A 19,440-nucleotide genomic window follows, 5' to 3' on the forward strand; every position below is an offset into this window, starting at 1 on the left:
CGCTGCGCTCGCCGGAGGATGACGAAAGGAATGGAAACGTATAAGTTGTGCGTATGCGCACGCACCGCACCTTCATCGCCACCTATATGATGGGCAGCGGACGGAACGGGACGATCTACACCGGCATGACCTCCAACCTGTTCTCGCGGGTGTGGAAGCACAAGGCGCACACCTTCGCCGGGTTCACCGACGATTACGATTGCACCCGACTGCTCTGGTTCGAGCGCCATGCCTGGGTGGTCGAAGCGATCCGGCGCGAGAAGCGGATCAAGAAATGGCTTCGCGACTGGAAGCTGGCGCTGATCGAGAAAGACAATCCAGGTTGGCTCGACCTCGCCGCCGACTGGTTCCCCGTAAATGATCCGAACTGGGTCCCGCCCGAAGAGCCGGACTGAATCATCAGCCCCGCACCGCCTCCCCCGCCACCCGATCCGTCCAGGCCTTCTTGCACGCCGCATACGCCCCGCTGTCCCCCGGATGCCGCGCCGCGCACCGCGCCTTCTCCCGCGCATAGGCCGCCGCCGTCTCCGGCTCGGCCCTCAGCCGATCCCGGAACGCCAGATGCCAGGCGATCATCGGGTCCCCCGCCGCATGGACGTGCAGATGGGCGGCCCGCTCGCCCGTCTCCGGATCGTCCATCGTGAAATACCGCCGCCCGGTCGCGCCGTTCTCGCCGCGCCAGCGCCAGCCCAGCGCCTCCAGCGCCGGCCGCGCCGCCTCGATCGCCGCCAGACTTCCCGCCTCGCCCAGCAGGTCGATCACCGGCTTGGCCGCCAGCCCCGGCACGGCGGTCGAGCCGATGTGATGCAGGGCCGTGAAGGCGTCGGGCGCCGCCGCCCGCAGGGCCGCGATCAGCGCCGCCGCCCGGACGGCCCACTGCGGATCATGGGGCGCGAGCGCGACGGGTCTGGGCATGCGCCATGTTCCCGAGCGGCGCGGGCGGGGTCAAGGCGGGGGAGGGGCTCCAACCGCTTGACCTCATCCCCTCCGCCCCACACCCTCCGCCCATGAAACGCGCGCCCGTCCTCCTCATCCTCGCCGCCGTCGCCTTCGCGGCTTCCGCCGGAACCTGCGCCTGGCTCATGAGCCGTTACACGCCCGGCTACTCCGCCGCGCAGATGTTCATGGACGCGGATCCCGTCGCCAAACTGGTCATTCTGTTCGTCCAGACCCTGACCTTCGGCGTGGTGGTGTTCGGGGTGATCGGTCTGTTCGCGCGCGGCGCCGCCGGCGCCATGCGGCTGCTGCTGGCGCTCGCCGCCGGCCTCTCGGCGGCCCTCGGACTGCTGGCCGGCCTCTACGGCTGGATGAATATCCAGACGGCCATCCGCAACGTCGGCCCCGTCAGGTTCGAGGTCGCAGCGCCGTCCTACGCCGAGACCCTGCTGGCCCTGTCGGTCGGCCTGTTCGGCGCCCTCGTCGCCCTCGGCCTCCACGCCCTGATCGGCCGCCGGCACAGGATGTAACCGGGTCCGGGCCCGACCTTCCCGCCCCCGATCATCCCGCCCTTTCGAACCCCCGACCGTTCCTTCTCGCCCCCTCAAACGCGGGCGCAGACTTTATTTGCCATCCCCCCTCCGGCGCCCGGCTAGACTCCGGGGTCGAGGCCCGCGTGGCCTCGCCGTCGCCTGCCCGGTCTTTGACAATCCCATCCCGACCCCGCCCGACCGCCCCAGGTCCGGCGCGCATCCCCCCAAGGCCGAGGGGCGAGAAGACAGCTTTTCGCAATTTTTCGAGGGTAGCCCGCGCGAAGCGCCAGGCCGCGTCGGGTCGACCCGAAGGGCGGCGCGTAGCAGTCACAGGGCGGAGCCCTGTGACCGCGGCCCACCAAGGATGTTTGTTGGCGTTTCGCGAATGAACACCTGCCGTCATTCGCGAACGGCAGCCGCCCGAAACCGCAATCGACATGGCGGCGGCCCCGGCGGCCCCTCACGGTCCGTCCATCGAAACGGCCCGCCCAAAACCACCTCCGGAAATCGGGCTGCTCACACAAGGGACTTCCGCCATGATCCGCATCGCCTCCGTCGCCGCCGCCCTGCTGCTCACCGCCGCCCCGGCCTTCGCCCAGTCCGCCGACAACAAGGTCGTCCTGACCTTCGAGACCGGCGCCCGCACCGGCATGGTCATGGTCGCCCTGTATGACTCGGCCTCGGCCTTCGACGGCGGCTCGGCCCGTCCCGTCGCCGCCACCGCTGTCAGCGCCTCGGGCAGCCGGGTCGTCGCCACCTTCGAGAACCTGCCCGCCGGCGACTACGCGATGAAGGCGTTCCACGACGTCAACGGCGACGGCGAGATGAACACCAACCCCTTCGGCATGCCGGTCGAGCCCTACGCCTTCTCCAACAATGCCGTCGGCAACATGGGCCCCGCCCGCTGGTCCGCCGCCCATTTCGCCGTCTCCGGCGAGACGACGCAGACCATCAGCATCCGCTGATCCGACCCGCACAGCGCCCGTCAGGAGAGACCGTCATGATCGCCAACCGCCGAAACTTCCTGATGGGCGCCGCCGCCCTGTCAGCCGCCGTCGTCACACCCGAAACCGTCCGCGCCATGGCCGCGCAACAGGCCGCCGCCGACTGGGCCCTGGCCACCGCCGACCTTGAGGCCGACGTCGCGCCGCACGCCATGCACCTCGTCCACGGCCGCGCGCCGGCCGACTTGACGGGGACCCTGTTCCGCAACGGTCCGGGCAAATTCCGGCGCCCCGGCGGCTCGGCCACCCACTGGTTCGACGGCGACGGCCTGATGCGGGCCTTCCGCGTCAACGACGGCCAGGTCACGCTCGACGCCCGGTTCGCCGACACCCCCAAACGCCGCTGGGAAAGCGAGATCGACGCCGTCGTCACCCCCGGCTTCGGCACCCCCGGCGACGACCGCGCCCGCATCGGCTCCAACGATGACGCCAATGCCGCCAACACCGCCGTCATGGTCGCCGGCGACGAGGTCTGGGCCCTCTGGGAAGGCGGTGCGGCCCTCGCCCTGTCGGCCTCGGACCTGTCGACGAAGCGGTTCGTCACCCTGCGCGACGACCTCAAGGGCATGCCCTTCCAGGCCCACCCCCGCTACGACCCCGATGGCACGATCTGGAACATCGGCCTGAACGGCGACAAGGCCGTCGTCTGGCATCTGAATGCCGACCGCAGCCTGAGCACGGCCGAGGTCATCGACCTGCCGCGCGCCAGCTATATGCACGACTTCACCGCCACCGCCCGCCACCTGATCATCGTGCTGCAGCCCTGGGTCTTCGACCACCGCGGCATGCCCTTCTCGAGCCGGTTCGCCTGGCGGCCCGAACTGGGCACCCAGGTGCTGGTCATCGACAAGGCCGACCTGACGCGCCGCCGGATCTATGAGCTGCCGACCTTCAGCTATTTCCACCTCGGCGACGCCTGGGAGGACGCCTCGGGCACGATCCGCTTCGACGTCGCCGCCGGGAAGGACGTGGCCTTCGCCGTCGAGGGCGCCCGCGTCATGGTCGCCCAGCGCGGCTCGGTCCCCGGCGAACATGCCGTGCTGAACCTGATTACGCTGCATACGGACGGTCGCGCCGAGATGGTCGCCTCGGGCGTCACCGCCGAGTTCCCGAAAAGCGACCCGCGCCGCGCCGGCCTGCCCCGCCGCCTGACCGTCCACGTCGCCGGTGAACGCCCCGATCGCCCGCTACCCACCGGCCTCGCGACCTGGGACTGGGACACGGGCCGGTCCGACGCCTTCCTCTTCGGCGACACCCAGATCGTGGAAGAGGCCGTCTTCGTCCCGCGCGGCCCGGATGAGGCCGACGCCTGGCTGATCGCCCCCTCGATCAACCTCGCCGAGGGCGTCACCGAACTGCACGCCTTCAACGCCGCCCGCGTCGCCGACGGCCCGGTCGCGACCTGGCGCGCCGAGGTGGCCCTGCCGGCCGGCTTCCACGGCGTGTGGGCGGGCTAGGTGGAAGCTTCAATACCAGCCGGCGTCGCGCAGGGCCTTGGCATAGCGGCGGCTGACCGGGGCTTCGATGCCGCCCTCCAGCGTCAGGGTCGCGCGGCCGTCGCCACGGCTGACGTCGCGCACGGCCTCCCTGGCGACCCACCAGCTGCGGTGCGTCTGCGCGCCCTCCAGTCCCTCCAGCTCGACGAGGGCGTCGGACAGCCGCATCAGGATCAGGTCCGATCCGCGGTCGGTGTGGATGCGCAGGTAGTGGTCCTCGGACGACACCGCCCGGATGGCCGCGCCGCGCAGCTTGAACGGCAGCCGGTCGATGAACCGCGCCGGTTTCGCCCCGGGCAGGGCCGCATGCGTCTGCACCGGCGTCCGCGCGAGGAAGACGTTCAGGGCGCTGACCGTCCCCGTCACCACCAGCACCGGCCCGATGAAGTCCGGCAGCCGCGCCAGGTCGACCGACCGGTCCTCGTCAAAGAACCAGCCGGTGAAGGCCCAGACCAGGACCACCAGTGGCCCGGACATCACCACGGTCAGGGCCACGACCGCCATCAGGGGCCGCCGGTCCATATCGAGATAGCGCTCGACCAGCAGGGAGCACAGATGCCCCCAGAGCGAGCCCAGCAGCATGAGTGGCAGCCAGTAGCCCAGCCGGAACAGCAGGGAGGTCCCGCTCATGCCGAACGCCTCGGTCAGGGCCAGCAGCAGGCCGGCGGCCAGCGCTACAGCGAGGCCACGCAGCAGCCCGCGATCGATGGAGATGCGCACGACATCCTGTGCCGGCTCGCTCGCGCTCATGCTGGACGGCCCCCTGTCCGCGTGGTCTGTCGGACTGCCTTGAGACCACGAAACGGGCCGGGAATGAAGCGCGGATCTGTCACGGACAAACGACCGACCCTTCGACCAGGACATACCCAATGGAGACCCTTGTGACCCACCAGAGCCCCGCCGCCTCCGCCACCTTTCCTGCCCGTCGCCTGTGGCTGCTCGCCGCCGTCACGGCCGGTGCCGGTCTGGCCCTGGCGGCCGTATCGACCGTCGCCCACGCCCCCGACTGGGCCCTGCTCGCCCGCCAGCCGTGGGTGATCCAGCTCCATATCGCCGCCGCCCTGCTCGCCCTCCTGCTCGGGACGGTCCAGCTGGTGGGGATCAAGGGCACGGGCGTGCACCGGCTGATCGGCTGGACCTGGGTCGTCGCCATGGTGACCGTCGCGATCAGCTCCCTGTTCATTCGCCAGATCAATCCGGGCTCCTTCTCCCTGATTCACCTGCTGAGCGGCTGGACCCTGATCGCCCTGCCCATGGCGCTGTTCGCCATCCGTCGGGGTCGGGTCGCCCGTCACGCCAGCGGCATGACCTGGACCTTCGTCGGCGGCCTGATCGTCGCCGGTGCGTTCACCTTCCTGCCGGGCCGCCTGCTGTGGGAGGTGTTCTTCGGCTAGGCCGGCTCGGGCCCGCAGACCGCCCGGAACCCGGCCGCGGCGAACCGCACGATATAGTCGCAGGCGCTCTCCAGATCCCCCGACCGGCACAGTCCGCCCGATAGCCGGTCCAGCCGCCCGGTCTCACCCAGCGTCAGCGTCAGCGCGCCCGACAGGTTGTGATAGGCCCAGTAAAGATCGACCTCGCGGGCGTCCGGCAGAACCCGCTTGATCAGCTCGATCAGCCGCCGGATCGCCGGATCATAGTAGCGGGCCATGGTCTCGCCGCCGAAGGTCGGGTTGGCGTTGGTCTGGGCCACGAGCGCCGAATAGTGCTTCCAACCCGGCCCGCCCTTCATGGACCACTGGAACGGTGGCCGGAGAAACGCCTCGAACAGGCCCTCCAGCGTCATCGCATCACCCATCTCGGCGGCATAGCGGTTGATGGCGTCGACCCGCTCGTTGTTCCAGACCTCGGCGCGCCGCAGGAAGACCGCGTCGAACAGCCCCCGCTTGGCCCCGAAATAGTAGTGGACCAGGGCCGTATCCACCCCGGCCTCGCGCGCCACTTCGCGGATGGTGACGCCATAGAAGCCGTGTTTGGAAAACAGGTCCTCCGCCGCGTCGAGGATCAGGTCCCGTGTATCGGCGGTGCCTGCGGCCTTTGCCTTGGGCGGGCGGCCCCGTTTTGCGGTCGGCGCGTCGATCTTGGTCATGACGCCGAAGCTAGGCCGCATCGCCCTGCCTGTGCAACGGCGCCACAGGTCGGACCGCAGGTGACCAACGGTAAGCTGGACCGTTTGACAGGCGGCTGAAAACGATTACGTTCCGGAAAATCATTGAACGCTGAATAAAAGCGTCATCGGGCTGGAAATCACAGGACTGGGGCTACCATGAACCGCTATGTAAAGACCGCCTTGCTTGCCGGAGCCGCCTGGAGCGCGCTCTCCACCTTCGCGATGGCGCAAGACGCCGCGCCGCAGGACGGGGCTTCCTCGCTGGACGACATCGTCGTCAGCGCCCGTCGCCGCGACGAACTGCTGAAGGACGTGCCGATCTCGGTGTCGGCCATCGGCGAGGAGCGTCTGGAGCAGACCGGCGCTTCGGACATCACCGCCCTGCAGCAGCAGACCCCGAACGCCACCGTCCAGGTCGCGCGCGGTTCGAACTCGACCCTGATCTCCTTCATCCGCGGCGTCGGCCAGCAGGACCCGCTCTGGGGCTTCGAGCCCGGCGTGGGTCTCTACGTCGATGACGTCTATGTCGCCCGTCCGCAGGGCGCTGTGCTCGACATCTACGACGTCCAGCGCATCGAGGTGCTGCGCGGTCCGCAAGGTTCGCTGTACGGCCGCAACACCGTCGGCGGCGCGATCAAATACGTCACCAATACCCTGTCGAGCGACCCGGAGCTTACGCTGCGCGGTGCCTACGGCAGCTATAACCAGGTCGACCTGATGGCTGTGGGCAGCGTCCCGCTGGCCGACAATTTCCGCGTCGGCGGTGCCATCGCTTCCTATCAGCGCGACGGCTACGGAACCAACCTCACCACCGGTGCCGAACACTACAACAAGGACGTGCTGGCCGGCCGCCTGAGTGCCGAGTGGGAGCCGCGCGACGACATCTCCATCCGCCTCGCCTATGACCGGGTCCAGGACGACTCCAACCCCCGCCACGGCAGCCGACTGGTCGCCGGTGCCACCCCGGCCGGTGCCGTCCTGCCGAGCGTCTACGACACCCGCGCAGGGCTCGGCGACGTCAACTCGGTGGAGAGCCAGGGCGCGTCTGCGACCGTCCAGATCAATCTGAACGACAACTGGACCTTCAAGTCGATCACGGCCTGGCGCGAGGGCGAGACCACCACGGTCATCGACTTCGACAACACGCCGGCGGCGACTCTGGACATCCCGGGCTTCTATGCCGATGACCAGTTCACGCAGGAGTTCCAGTTCCTGTTCGACTTTGACCGGATCCAGGGTGTGGCCGGCTTCTTCTATCTGGACGGCCACGCCGAAGGCGCTTTCGACACCATCCTGGCCAATGCCGGCATCGTCATCGGCACCAACGGCCAGGTGGAAACCGAGAGCTGGGCCGGCTTCGCCGACGTCAACCTCGACCTGACCGATCGCCTGCACCTTGGCCTCGGCGTTCGCTATACGCTGGACGACAAGGAAGGGACCGTGTTCCGCGCCAACTATCTCGGTGCCACTCGCAGCCCCCTGCTCGGTGGCACGGTGCGTGCGCCGCTGCTGGTCCGCTCCAACTATACCAACGACAACGATTTCAGCCAGTTCACGCCGCGCATCGCCCTGTCCTATGACCTGACGGATGACCTGACGACCTACGCGTCCTACTCGCAGGGCTTCAAGTCCGGCGGCTTCGACATGCGAGGCGACGTGATCCTGACGCCGAACACGGTCAATGGCTACGATCCCGAGACGGTCGACTCCTATGAGATCGGACTGAAGGGTGCCCTTGATCGCCTGACCTTCTCGACCGCGATCTTCTACAATGAATACCAGGACCAGCAGGTCACCACCCAGGTTCCCTCGGGTGCCAGCATTGCCAGCTTCGTCGACAACGTCGGTTCCTCGACCTTCTACGGTGCCGAGTTCGAAGGCCGGCTGCGCATCCTCGACAACCTGTCGGCCAACTTCGCGGTCGGCTACCTGCACTCCGACTTCGAAGAGTTCCTGCGCTACAATCTGACGACCATGGTGTTCGAGGACATCTCCAATCAGGTCGTGCTGCAGAACGCCCCGGAGTGGACCGGCTACCTCGGCTTCACCTGGATCGGCGATGTGGCCGGCGGTGCCCTGGCGGTGACCCCGTCGGTCAGCTACCGCGGCGACTCGAGCATGTTCGAGTTCCCGAACCCGGTCCTCGACCAGCAGGCCTATTCGCTGGTTGATCTGTCGATCGTCTGGACCGATCCGACCGACCGCTTCACCCTGGGCCTCTACGGCAAGAACCTGACCGACGAAGAGTACCGCGTCGGCGGCTACAACTTCCCGGGCGCGCTCTTCGACAACTCGCTGATCGGCTACTACGGCCCGCCGCAGACGGTTACCGCCTCGCTGCAGGTCAAGTTCTGATCCGACCAAACGACTCCTGAAGCCTGATCGCATCTGATCCAGGGCGGCGGTTCACCTGAGCCGCCGCCCTTTTTCTTTGGCGCTGCTGAAAAGCGACGCTACCGTTCCGACCAACAAGAAGACCAAGTCGAGGGAAGCGCCATGAGCATGACGGATCAGGGCATCGGGCCCGCCGCCAATCCGGGTTACCGCGCCTACGTTCTGGCGCTGCTGATGGTGGTCTACACCTTCAACTTCATCGACCGGCAGATCCTCGCCATCCTGCTGCCCTACATCAAGGCCGAGCTGCATTTCACCGACAGCCAGTTGGGCCTGCTGGGCGGGCCGGCCTTCGCCGTCGTCTATTCGACGCTCGCCATTCCCATCGCCTGGCTGGCTGACCGGGTCAGCCGGGTTTCCATCGTCGGCGTGTCGCTGGCGGTGTGGAGCGGCTTTACGGCCCTGTGCGGGTTCGCGACCGGCTTCTGGACCCTGTTCGGCGCCCGCATGGGCGTCGGTGTCGGCGAGGCGGGCGGCGTCGCCCCGTCCTATTCGCTGGTGGCCGACTATTTCCCCAAGTCGCAGCGCGCGCGGGCCCTGGCCTTCTATTCGTTCGGCGTCCCGATCGGCACGGCCCTGGGCTATCTGTTCGGCGGCCTGCTGGCCGAGCACATCAACTGGCGAATCGCCTTCATGATCGTCGGCGGCGTCGGCGTCCTGCTGTTCCCGCTGCTGAAATTTACCGTCAAGGACCCCGTCCGCGGCGGCTTTGACCGGCCCGAACCGGTCGCGGGCGAGGCCGAGGTCGAGCATGTGCCCACCAAGGCCGCCGGTTTCGGCGAGGTCTGGAACGTCCTGCTCAAGAAGCCCAGCTTCTGGTTCCTCGCCTTCGGTGCCGCCTGTTCGTCGGTCTATGGCTACGGGGCGGCCTTCTGGCTGCCCAGCTTCTTCCAGCGCTCCATGGGCATGGAGGGGGTCGACCGGGCGCTCTACATCGCCGGCATCGCCTTCATCGGCGGCACGATCGGCATCTGGCTCGGCGGCTGGCTGGCCGACAAGCTCGGCAAGGGCGTGAAGAAGGCGGCCTATCCGCTGGTCCCGGCGATCGGTTTCATCATTGCCGTGCCGATGTTCTGGCTGGCCATGAATGTGCCGGACCGGTCGTTCGACATCCTCGGCTTCGCCGTGGCCGGCAAATGGGTGGCCTTCGTGCTGTTCCTCGTGCCCCAGGCGCTCAGCCTCGCCTGGCTGGGTCCGGTCGTCACTTCGGTGCAGCATCTGGTCCCGGCGCACATGCGCTCGACCGCCTCGGCCAGCTTCCTGCTGATCAACAATCTGGTCGGCATCGGTCTGGGCATCTACCTCCTCGGTGCCGTGTCGGACTATCTGACACCGCGCTTCGGCGAGGAGGCGCTGCGCTATTCGCTGTACGTCGGACAGTGGTTCTACGCCCTGGCCGCCATCCTTCTGATCATCTCGGCGCGGAGCCTGAAGAAGGACTGGGTGGACTGATCGCGGGGGGACGGTTGCGCCTGCGAAGGCGCAGACCCTATAAGCGCCGCAACTCCTCCCAGCAGTCCGGCGGCGCCTCTCCATGAACATCCACGAATACCAGGCCAAACAGGTCCTGAAGGGCTTTGGCGCACCGGTCGCCGAAGGCGTCGCCATCACCTCGGCCGACCAGGCCGAGGCCGCCGCGAAGCAACTGCCCGGCCCGCTGTATGTGGTGAAGTCGCAGATCCACGCCGGCGGCCGCGGCAAGGGCAAGTTCAAGGAACTGGGCCCCGACGCCAAGGGCGGCGTCCGTCTGGCCTTCTCGATCGAGGACGTGGTCAAGAACGCCCGTGAGATGCTGGGCAATACCCTGGTCACCGCCCAGACGGGCCCGGCCGGGAAGCAGGTCAACCGCCTCTATATCGAAGACGGCGCTGACATCGACCGCGAACTCTACTGCTCGCTGCTGGTCGACCGCGCGACGGGCCGCGTCTCCTTCGTCGTCTCGACCGAGGGCGGCATGGACATCGAGGCGGTCGCCCACGACACGCCCGAGAAGATCCTCACCATCGACATCAACCCGGAAGCCGGCGTCACCCCCGCCAATGTCGCCGAGATCAACGGTGCCTACGGCCTGACCGGCGATGCGGCCAGGGACGGCGAGAGCCTGTTCCCGATTCTCTACAAAGCCTTCGTCGAGAAGGACATGGCCATGCTGGAGGTCAATCCGCTGATCGTCATGAAGGACGGTCATCTGCGGGTGCTGGACGCCAAGGTCAGCTTCGACGGCAATGCCCTGTTCCGCCACGAGGACATGAAGGCGCTGCGCGACGAGACCGAGGAAGACGCCAAGGAGATCGAGGCCTCGGAGTGGGACCTCGCCTATGTCGCCCTCGACGGCAACATCGGCTGCATGGTCAACGGTGCCGGCCTGGCCATGGCGACGATGGACATCATCAAGCTGTACGGCAAAGAGCCCGCCAACTTCTGCGACGTCGGCGGCGGCGCCTCCAAGGAAAAGGTCGCGGCGGCCTTCAAGATCATCACCGCCGACCCGGCCGTCCAGGGCATTCTGGTCAACATCTTCGGCGGCATCATGAAATGTGACGTCATCGCCGAGGGCGTGGTCGCCGCGGTGAAGGAAGTGGGCCTGAAGGTGCCGCTGGTCGTCCGCCTCGAAGGCACCAATGTCACCGAGGGCAAGCGCATCCTCAACGAATCGGGCCTCGCCATCACCGCCGCCGATGACCTCGACGACGCCGCCCAGAAGATCGTCGCGGCGGTCGGCTGAGCCTTCCGGCCCGCCACCGACCGTCCCGCTGACCGAATAATCAGAGCAGACCCATGTCCATCCTCGTCGACAAGAACACCAAGGTCATCGTCCAGGGCCTGACCGGCAAGACCGGCGGCTTCCACACCGAACAGGCGCTGGCCTATCACGGCACCCAGATGGTCGGCGGTGTCCACCCGGCCAAGGGTGGCCAGACCTGGACCGGCTCGCATGGCGAGACCCTGCCGATCTTCGCCTCGGTCGCCGAAGCGAAGGAAGCCACCGGCGCGACCGCCTCGGTCATCTATGTCCCGCCGGCAGGCGCTGCGGACGCTATCATCGAGGCCATTGAGGCCGAGGTGGCCTTCATTACCTGCATCACCGAGGGCATTCCGGTGCTCGACATGGTGCGGGTCAAGGCGCGGCTGGACCGGTCGAACTCCCGCCTGCTGGGCCCCAACTGCCCCGGCATCCTGACCCCCGAAGAGTGCAAGATCGGCATCATGCCGGGCTCCATCTTCAAGAAGGGCAATGTCGGCATCGTGTCGCGCTCGGGCACCCTGACCTATGAGGCTGTGTTCCAGACCTCGAACGAAGGCCTCGGCCAGACCACGGCCGTCGGCATCGGTGGCGACCCGGTCAAGGGAACGGAATTCATCGATGTGCTGGAGCTGTTCCTGGCCGACCCCGAGACCCTCTCGATCGTCATGATCGGCGAGATCGGCGGCGGGGCCGAGGAAGACGCCGCCCAGTTCCTGATCGACGAGGCGAAGAAGGGCCGCAAGAAGCCCATGGTCGGCTTCATTGCCGGTGTCACCGCGCCCAAGGGCCGGACCATGGGCCACGCCGGGGCCGTCGTATCGGGCGGCAAGGGCGATGCGGAATCCAAGATCGCCGCCATGCAGGCTGCCGGTATTCGCGTCTCGCCGTCGCCGGCCCGTCTGGGCGCGACGCTGGTGGAAGTGCTGAAGGGCTGAGGCCTGCCCGTACGGGCGGGTTGATCCGTCGCCTTCGTCCCGTATCGTCGCGTCGCCGGAACAGCGAGAAAGTCCGATGCGCCGCCTGCTGATCGTCACCCTGCTGCCGCTTCTCGGGGCCTGCGCTCCGGCGATTGCGCAGGAACAGCCCGTCTTGGTGCCCGCCCCGGGCTGGGGCACGGCACATATCGTTCTGTCGGGCGATTACCGGGGCAAGCAGATCCGCCTTTCGAGGAACGGGAGGGTGATGATGGATCGTCGCTTCACCTCGCCAGCGGGGTCGGAGGACCGCCTGCCCCTGTTCACCGATCGGTTCGACATGTGGGTGCAGGTGGAGATCGAGGGATGCCCCACGGCCGTGGAAGTGCGCGTCCCGGTCGAGCCCGCAAAATCGACGTCGCTGGTGTTCGACGGCTGCTCGGTCCGCGCGCGGATGCCAGAGTGACCCGCGCGAATTTTCGCGCTTTTCGCCAGAGTTGAGCCCTGACCGGCAGGCGAATGAAGCCTGCAGGGCCTCACCGGGTCCCGGCGCTGCTGTCCCGAACGGCGCGGATAGACGTGCTGAAGGGCTGATTTTTGTCCCGGTAGCGGGACAAAAATCTCCGAATTCCGGCGAATTTCGACGCTTTCGCCCCCATTCGGTCATGACCCATAAGGAAACAGCGCCTATATCAGCGGCGCCGGTTGCGCGCAGGCGTGCGCGCGCCGCCTCAGGGACGTGACGAGAACAATGGCGGACGATGCCGGTCGGCTGAACCAGGTCTTTGCCGAGACCAGCTTCCTGTATGGCTCCAACGCCTCGTTCATCGAGGATTTGCACGAGAAATGGGCGGCCGATCCGGCGTCCGTTTCCGCCGAGTGGCGCGCCTTCTTCGACCAGCTGCGGGACAATGCCGAGAGCGTGAAAGCCTCGGGCGCGGCGGGCTCCTGGGGCCGTCCGGTGACCACCGAGCCGACCGAGGCGACCGGGGTGTTCGATGGCCGCTGGCCCGCTCCGAAGCCCGATCCGAAAAAGCCGGCCGCTGCCGCTGCGGCCCCCGCCGCCGCGCCGGCCGCGGACGCCGCCGTCCTGGCCGAGGCTGTCCGCACCGCCGCCCATGATTCGATCCGGGCGCTGATGCTGATCCGCAGCTACCGTGTCCGCGGTCACCTGCAGGCCAACCTCGACCCGCTGGGCATCGAACAGGCGACCAGCAATCCTGAGCTGACCCCGGAATTCTACGGCTTCAGCGAGGCCGACCTCGACCGCCCGATCTTCCTCGACGGCGTGCTGGGCTTCCAGACCGGCACTATCCGCGAGGTCCTGGCCCTGCTCAAGCGCACCTACTGCGGCACGCTCGGCATCCAGTTCATGCATATCGCCGAGCCGGACGAGAAGAACTGGCTGCAGGCGCGCTTCGAGGGCTCGGACAAGTTCGCCCAGAACGGCTTCACCCGCGAGGGCAAGCTGGCGATCCTTTACAAGCTGATCGAGGCCGAGGGCTTCGAGCGCTTCCTGCACAAACGCTTCCCCGGCACCAAGCGGTTCGGCCTGGACGGCGGCGAGGCCATGGTCCCGGCGCTTGAGCAGATCATCAAGCGCGGCGGCGCGCTCGGCGTCGACGAGGTGGTCTTCGGCATGGCCCACCGCGGCCGCCTGAACACGCTCGCGGCGGTGATGGGCAAGCCCTATCGCGCCATCTTCCATGAGTTCCAGGGCGGCTCGACCGTGCCGTCGGACATCGAGGGTTCGGGCGACGTCAAATATCACATGGGCGCCTCGTCGGACCGGTCGTTCGACGGCAACAACGTTCACCTGTCCCTGACCGCCAACCCGTCGCACCTCGAGATCGTCAATCCGGTGGTGCTGGGCAAGGCGCGGGCGAAACAGGCCTTCGACATCCGCGAGGCCAACGCCGGCCAGCCCGAAGAACAGTGGGCGCTCGACCGTTCCAAGGTCATGCCCCTGCTGATCCACGGCGACGCCGCCTTCGCCGGCCAGGGCGTTGTGGCCGAATGCTTCGCCCTGATGGGGCTGAAGGGCTATCGCACCGGCGGGACGATGCATTTCGTCGTCAACAACCAGATCGGTTTCACGACCAGCCCGCGCAACAGCCGCTCCTCGCCCTATCCGTCGGATGTGGCCCTGATGGTCCAGGCGCCGATCTTCCACGTCAACGGCGACGACCCGGAAGCCGTGGTCTTCGCTGCCAAGGTGGCGACCGAGTTCCGGCAGAAATTCCACAAGGACGTGGTGGTGGACATGTTCTGCTACCGCCGCTTCGGCCACAACGAGGGCGACGATCCGACCTTCACCCAGCCGCTGATGTATTCGAAGATCCGCGCTCTGAAATCGACGCGTGAGATCTACGCCGAGCGTCTGATCGCCGAGGGCGTGATCGACCAGGCCGCCGTCGATGCGGAGGTGACCCGGTTCGAGGCCTTCCTCGACGCCGAGTTCGAGGCCGGCAAGACCTTCAAGGCCCACAAGGCCGACTGGATGGACGGCCAGTGGCAGGGCATCGGCCAGCCGGACGGCGAGGAACGCCGTGGCGAGACCTCGGTCCCGGCGGCCAAACTGGCTGACCTCGGCCACAAGCTGACGACGATTCCTAACTCCGTCGACATGCACAAGACGCTGAAGCGCGTCATCGACGGTCGCCGTGAGATGATCACGACCGGCGAGAACATCGACTGGGCCACGGCCGAGAGCCTGGCCTTCGGTTCTCTTCTGGACGAGGGCTTCCCGGTCCGCCTGTCCGGCCAGGATTCGGTGCGTGGCACCTTCTCCCAGCGCCACTCGGGCATCGTCGACCAGACCACCGAGGCGCGCTACGTCCCGCTGAACAACATCCGCGACGGCCAGGCCGAGTTCGAGGTCATCGACTCCGCCCTGTCCGAAGAAGCAGTGCTCGGCTTCGAATACGGCTACGCCCTGACCGACCCCAACACCCTGGTGATGTGGGAGGCTCAGTTCGGCGATTTCGTGAACGGCGCCCAGGTGGTGATCGACCAGTTCATCAGCTCGGGCGAGCGCAAATGGCTGCGTATGTGCGGCCTGACCATGCTGTTGCCGCACGGCTACGAAGGGCAGGGGCCGGAACACTCCTCGGCCCGTCTCGAGCGCTTCCTGCAGGCCTGCGCCGAGGACAATATGCAGGTCGCCAACTGCTCGACCCCGGCCAACTATTTCCACATCCTGCGTCGCCAGATGCACCGGCCGTTCCGCAAGCCGCTGATCATCATGACGCCCAAGAGCCTGCTGCGGCACAAGAAGGCGGTCTCCAGCATCGCAGACCTGGCCGAGGGCAGCTCCTTCCACCGCGTGCTGCACGACGACGCCCAGCGTCGGCCCGACGTCGCCGGGATCACGATCAAGCCGGACGCGGACATCCGTCGCGTCATCCTCTGCTCGGGCAAGGTCTATTACGACCTGCTGGAGCGGCGCGAGCGGGACCAGATCGACAACGTCTATCTGATGCGGCTCGAGCAGTTCTATCCTTGGCCGATGAAGTCGCTGATGACGGAACTGGCGCGCTTCCCGAATGCCGAACTGGTCTGGTGCCAGGAAGAACCCAAGAACATGGGTGGCTGGACCTTCGTCGATCCGTGGATCGAACTGACGCTGGAGAAGCTTTCGGTGAAGTCGAAACGGGCCCGCTACGTCGGCCGCCCGGCCTCGGCCTCGACCGCCGCGGGCCTGATGAGCCGGCACCTGAAAGAACTCGACGCCTTCCTGACCGACGCCTTCGCCTGACCCCGTCCCGGACCACGGCCGCGCCGTTTCCGGGATGACAAAAGAACGAACGAGAGAGAGCCCGTCCCATGGCCGACATCCTGACCCCCGCCCTCGGCGAATCCGTTTCTGAAGCCACGATCGGCAAGTGGACGAAGAAGGCCGGCGACGCCGTGAAGAAGGACGAGGTCCTGGTCGAGCTCGAGACCGACAAGGTCTCGCTGGAAGTCGTCTCGCCGTCTGACGGCGTCCTGACCGAAATCCGCGCCGCCGACGGCGCGACCGTGACACCCGGTGCCGTTCTGGGCGTGATCAGCGAGGCCGCCGCCGCCGCACCCGCCGCCGAGGCTCCCAAGGCCGAAGCGCCGAAGGCCGCGGCCGCACCGGCTGCCGAACCGGCTCCTGCCGCACCGGTTGCCCCCGCCGCCGCCACGGGCGGCACGGTTCCGATCATGACCCCGACCATGGGCGAGAGCGTCGCCGAGGGCACGATGGGGACCTGGCTGAAGAAGTCCGGCGACACCGTCGCCAAGGATGAAATGCTGGTCGAAATCGAGACCGACAAGGTCGCGGTCGAGGTGTCGGCACCCGTCGCCGGCGTCCTGACCATCGCCGCCGAAGCCGGTTCGAGCGTCACGCCCGGCCAGCAGATCGGCTCGATCGCCGCTTCGGGCGAGGGTGCCAGCCCGGCACCGGCTCAAGCCGCCGCCGCGCCCGCCGCTGCGCCGGCATCCGACGCCCCCCACCTGTCGCCCGCCGTCCAGCGCGTGGTGACCGAGAACAACCTCGACCCCAAGGCCATCGCCGCGACCGGCCCCAAGGGCAACATCACCAAGGCTGACGCTGTGAACGCCATCTCCGCCGCTCCCCCGGCCCCTGCCGCCGCCGCTCCGGCTCCCGCCGCCGCCCCGGCCGCCCCGCGCGCCGACCAGCCGCGCGAGGAGCGGGTCAAGATGACCCGGCTGCGCCAGACCATCGCGCGCCGCCTCAAGGAATCGCAGAACACCGCCGCCCAGCTGACCACCTTCAACGAGGTGGACATGACCAACGTCATGGCCCTGCGCAGCCAGTACAAGGACGTCTTCGAGAAGCGCCACGGCGTGAAGCTGGGCTTCATGTCCTTCTTCACCAAGGCGGTGGTCGCGGCCCTGAAGGAGATCCCGGCGGTCAACGCCGAGATCGACGGCACGGACATCATCTACAAGAACCACTATGACATCGGCGTCGCCGTCGGCACCGAGAAGGGCCTCGTCGTGCCGGTCCTGCGGGACGCCGACGAACTGTCGCTGGCGGGCATCGAAAAGGGCATTGCGGCCCTCGGCAAGGCCGCCCGCGACGGCGCCCTGACCCTCGACCAGCTGCAGGGCGGCACCTTCACCATCACCAACGGCGGCACCTATGGCTCGCTGATGTCGACGCCGATCCTGAACGCCCCGCAGTCGGGCATCCTCGGCATGCACAACATCGTCCAGCGCCCGATGGCGGTGAACGGCGAGGTGCTGATCCGGCCGATGATGTACCTGGCCCTGAGCTACGACCACCGCATCGTCGACGGCAAGGAAGCCGTGACCTTCCTCGTCCGCGTCAAGGAACTGCTGGAAGACCCGGCGCGGGCGCTGCTGGACCTCTGACCGTGACCGGGACCGCGGACGTCCTTGAAGTCGCGCGGTTCTCGACGATACCCGAAGCGGAACTCGCCGCCTCCTTCCTGCAGCAGCAGGGCGTTCGCGCTTGGCTGCCGGATCGCGACATGGCGACGATGAACCCCGACCTGCTGATCGCCATCGGCGGCGTGCGGGTGGTCACAACGACCGCGCAGATCGTCGAGGCGCGGGCCATCATCGCCCGCATGCGCGCCGGCGAGTTCGTTGATGAGGCGGACGAGTCCGGCGACTGGATGCTCGAGCACACGCCGGGCAAGGTCGGCGACCTGCACGATCATGAAATCAGCGGCGTGATGGGCTGGGCGAAGAAGACCGGCGCGATCGTGGTCGTGGTGGCCTTCGTGGTCTTTCCGGTGGCCGGCTGCATCGTCACGGCCCTGGGCGGCTAGGGCCGCAGGCCGCCCAGCACCTCGTCGGTGTCCGCTCCCAACGCCGGCGGCGCCCGGTCGTAGGCCACCGGCGTCACCGACATCCGGATCGGCGAGGCCACCGTCCGCACCGGCCCGGCCAGGTCGGCGCGCGCCTGCGTCACTTCCAGCCCGCGATGCCTGGCCTGGGGCTCGTCGAACACCTGATCGATCGTATTGACCGGGCCGCAAGGCACGCCCGCCGCCTCCAGCGCCGCCATCAGGCCGTGCATGGTCAGTCCCGCTGTCAGGGCCGACAGCTCCGCGGTCATCGCCGCGCGGTGCTCGATCCGGAGGGCATTGGTCAGGAAGCGCGGGTCCGCCCCCATGCCGCTGGCCCCCAGAGCCACGCACAGCGCCCGGAACTGGCCGTCGTTGCCGACGGCGATGACCACCATGCCGTCCGTACACGGAAAAGGCTGATAGGGCGCGAGGTTCGGGTGGGCATTGCCCATCCGCGTCGGGGCCTTGCCCGAAACGAACCAGTTGGTCGCCTGATTGGCCAGCATGGCGGCCTGGACGTCGAACAGGGCGATGTCGATGTGCTGGCCCTGACCCGTGGCCCGCGCGTGCAGCAGGGCCGCCATGATGGCGTTGGAGGCGTACAGGCCGGTGAACAGGTCGACCACCGCGACCCCGACCTTCATCGGCTCGGCCCCGGCGGCGCCGTCGGGCTGGCCTGTGATCGACATCAGTCCGCCCATGGCCTGGATCATATAGTCATAGCCGGCGCGGTGAGCGTCGGGCCCGTCCTGTCCGAAGCCTGTGATCGAGCAATAGACCAGCTTCGGATTGATCGCCGACAGGGCGGCGTGGTCGAGCCCGTACTTCCTCAGCCCGCCGGTCTTGAAATTCTCGACCACCACATCGCAGGTCTTGCTCAGCTCACGGATGATCTCCGCGCCTTCGGACGAGGCGAGGTCCAGTTCGACCGACTTCTTGCCCCGGTTGGCGCACAGGAAATAGGCCGCGTCGCCTTTCGAACCGTCAGCCTTCGTCGTGAAGGGCGGGCCCCAGGCGCGGGTGTCGTCGCCGACCCGGGGCCGTTCGATCTTGATCACCTCGGCGCCGAGATCGGCCAGCATCTGCGTCGCCCACGGCCCGGCGAGGACGCGGCTGAGGTCGAGGACGCGAACGCCCGCGAGCGGACCGCCCATTGTGGTCAAAGACCCGGATCCCAGACGCCGGCGTCCCGCATCCGGCACTCCCGCGCCTCCCGGGCCCGGCCGTCCATCTCCTCGGCCATGCAGCACACCGCCTTCGACACCGTCGCCTTGTGCACGCCGGGGATCAGGGCATGCAGGAAGGCGCAGCTGGCCAGCTTCAGAAGGCGGAATCCGAACCGCGACGAGGCGGCCATATGTTCGAAATAGCTCTCTTCGACTTCGCGCGGGTGCTGAACGAAGAGGCGATGGAAGGTGCGGCTCATCCCGGCATCCTGAACTGCGTCGGGCCGTCCCACTACCCGACCGGAGCATTTTGGCCTAAACCGCGCGCCTC

General features: G+C 67.7%; 18 protein-coding genes. 13 read left to right on the forward strand and 5 right to left on the reverse strand.

The window, feature by feature from the left end:
- Nucleotides 1–53 precede the first annotated feature (53 nt).
- Entirely contained in the window at nt 54–395 is a 342-nt protein-coding gene (locus KB221_02465) for a GIY-YIG nuclease family protein (protein ID WIY69895.1), read from the forward strand.
- A 4-nt stretch (nt 396–399) separates the two neighbouring features.
- Here the strand turns inward: KB221_02465 and KB221_02470 are convergent, their stop codons facing one another.
- Nucleotides 400–915, reverse strand: a complete 516-nt coding sequence (locus tag KB221_02470; protein ID WIY69896.1) for a GrpB family protein — start codon at nt 913–915, stop codon at nt 400–402.
- 92 nt (nt 916–1,007) lie between these two features.
- Between KB221_02470 and KB221_02475 the strand changes: the two genes are divergently transcribed.
- The 3 genes from KB221_02475 (at nt 1,008) to KB221_02485 (ending at nt 3,930) form a co-directional block, all read left to right on the forward strand.
- Nucleotides 1,008–1,466, forward strand: a complete 459-nt coding sequence (locus KB221_02475) for a hypothetical protein (GenBank protein ID WIY69897.1) — start codon at nt 1,008–1,010, stop codon at nt 1,464–1,466.
- A 539-nt stretch (nt 1,467–2,005) separates the two neighbouring features.
- Entirely contained in the window at nt 2,006–2,434 is a 429-nt protein-coding gene (locus KB221_02480) for a DUF2141 domain-containing protein (protein WIY69898.1), read from the forward strand.
- A 35-nt stretch (nt 2,435–2,469) separates the two neighbouring features.
- Complete coding sequence (locus KB221_02485; protein WIY69899.1) at nt 2,470–3,930, forward strand: carotenoid oxygenase family protein; 1,461 nt, start codon at nt 2,470–2,472, stop codon at nt 3,928–3,930.
- Nucleotides 3,931–3,939: 9 nt separating this feature from the next.
- Here KB221_02485 and KB221_02490 read toward each other — a convergent pair whose 3' ends face one another.
- The gene (locus KB221_02490; GenBank protein ID WIY69900.1) at nt 3,940–4,719 is read right to left on the reverse strand and encodes a LytTR family DNA-binding domain-containing protein; all 780 of its coding nucleotides are present in this window, start codon (nt 4,717–4,719) and stop codon (nt 3,940–3,942) included.
- Between the two features lie 119 nt (nt 4,720–4,838).
- Between KB221_02490 and KB221_02495 the strand changes: the two genes are divergently transcribed.
- Nucleotides 4,839–5,363, forward strand: coding sequence for a DUF2306 domain-containing protein (locus KB221_02495; GenBank protein WIY69901.1), 525 nt, complete (start codon nt 4,839–4,841; stop codon nt 5,361–5,363).
- Here KB221_02495 and KB221_02500 read toward each other — a convergent pair.
- Nucleotides 5,360–6,058 carry a TetR/AcrR family transcriptional regulator gene (locus KB221_02500; protein ID WIY69902.1) on the reverse strand — a complete coding sequence of 233 codons (699 nt, stop codon included), beginning with the start codon at nt 6,056–6,058 and terminating at the stop codon, nt 5,360–5,362. The genes KB221_02495 and KB221_02500 overlap by 4 nt on opposite strands.
- Nucleotides 6,059–6,235: 177 nt before the next feature.
- Here KB221_02500 and KB221_02505 point away from each other — a divergent pair, with 177 nt between their 5' ends.
- From KB221_02505 to KB221_02540, 8 genes are all read left to right on the forward strand, one after another.
- Nucleotides 6,236–8,434 carry a TonB-dependent receptor gene (locus KB221_02505; protein WIY69903.1) on the forward strand — a complete coding sequence of 733 codons (2,199 nt, stop codon included), beginning with the start codon at nt 6,236–6,238 and terminating at the stop codon, nt 8,432–8,434.
- 147 nt (nt 8,435–8,581) lie between these two features.
- A complete protein-coding gene (locus KB221_02510; GenBank protein WIY70853.1) occupies nt 8,582–9,925 on the forward strand; it encodes an MFS transporter in 1,344 nt (447 codons plus the stop codon).
- An 82-nt stretch (nt 9,926–10,007) separates the two neighbouring features.
- Complete coding sequence (gene sucC / locus KB221_02515) at nt 10,008–11,198, forward strand: ADP-forming succinate--CoA ligase subunit beta (GenBank protein WIY69904.1); 1,191 nt, start codon at nt 10,008–10,010, stop codon at nt 11,196–11,198.
- Between the two features lie 53 nt (nt 11,199–11,251).
- On the forward strand, nt 11,252–12,154 hold the full coding sequence (gene sucD / locus KB221_02520; protein WIY69905.1) for a succinate--CoA ligase subunit alpha: 903 nt from the start codon (nt 11,252–11,254) through the stop codon (nt 12,152–12,154).
- A 76-nt stretch (nt 12,155–12,230) separates the two neighbouring features.
- Nucleotides 12,231–12,599: a hypothetical protein gene (locus tag KB221_02525; GenBank protein ID WIY69906.1), complete on the forward strand. Its 369-nt coding sequence runs from the start codon at nt 12,231–12,233 to the stop codon at nt 12,597–12,599.
- Nucleotides 12,600–12,884: 285 nt separating this feature from the next.
- Complete coding sequence (locus KB221_02530) at nt 12,885–15,890, forward strand: 2-oxoglutarate dehydrogenase E1 component (protein WIY69907.1); 3,006 nt, start codon at nt 12,885–12,887, stop codon at nt 15,888–15,890.
- A gap of 68 nt (nt 15,891–15,958) precedes the next feature.
- The gene (odhB, locus tag KB221_02535) at nt 15,959–17,500 is read left to right on the forward strand and encodes a 2-oxoglutarate dehydrogenase complex dihydrolipoyllysine-residue succinyltransferase (GenBank protein ID WIY69908.1); all 1,542 of its coding nucleotides are present in this window, start codon (nt 15,959–15,961) and stop codon (nt 17,498–17,500) included.
- 2 nt (nt 17,501–17,502) lie between these two features.
- Nucleotides 17,503–17,922 carry a hypothetical protein gene (locus tag KB221_02540; GenBank protein ID WIY69909.1) on the forward strand — a complete coding sequence of 140 codons (420 nt, stop codon included), beginning with the start codon at nt 17,503–17,505 and terminating at the stop codon, nt 17,920–17,922.
- Here KB221_02540 and KB221_02545 read toward each other — a convergent pair.
- Nucleotides 17,919–19,097 (reverse strand): CaiB/BaiF CoA-transferase family protein, encoded by a 1,179-nt coding sequence (locus KB221_02545; protein ID WIY69910.1) that lies wholly within the window; start codon nt 19,095–19,097, stop codon nt 17,919–17,921. The genes KB221_02540 and KB221_02545 overlap by 4 nt on opposite strands.
- Nucleotides 19,098–19,102: 5 nt before the next feature.
- On the reverse strand, nt 19,103–19,369 hold the full coding sequence (locus tag KB221_02550) for a DUF6356 family protein (protein WIY69911.1): 267 nt from the start codon (nt 19,367–19,369) through the stop codon (nt 19,103–19,105).
- Between the last annotated feature and the right edge of the window lie 71 nt (nt 19,370–19,440).

Origin of the sequence: Aquidulcibacter paucihalophilus (genome assembly GCA_030285985.1) — a bacterium.
In the GTDB taxonomy this organism is placed as follows: domain Bacteria; phylum Pseudomonadota; class Alphaproteobacteria; order Caulobacterales; family Caulobacteraceae; genus Brevundimonas.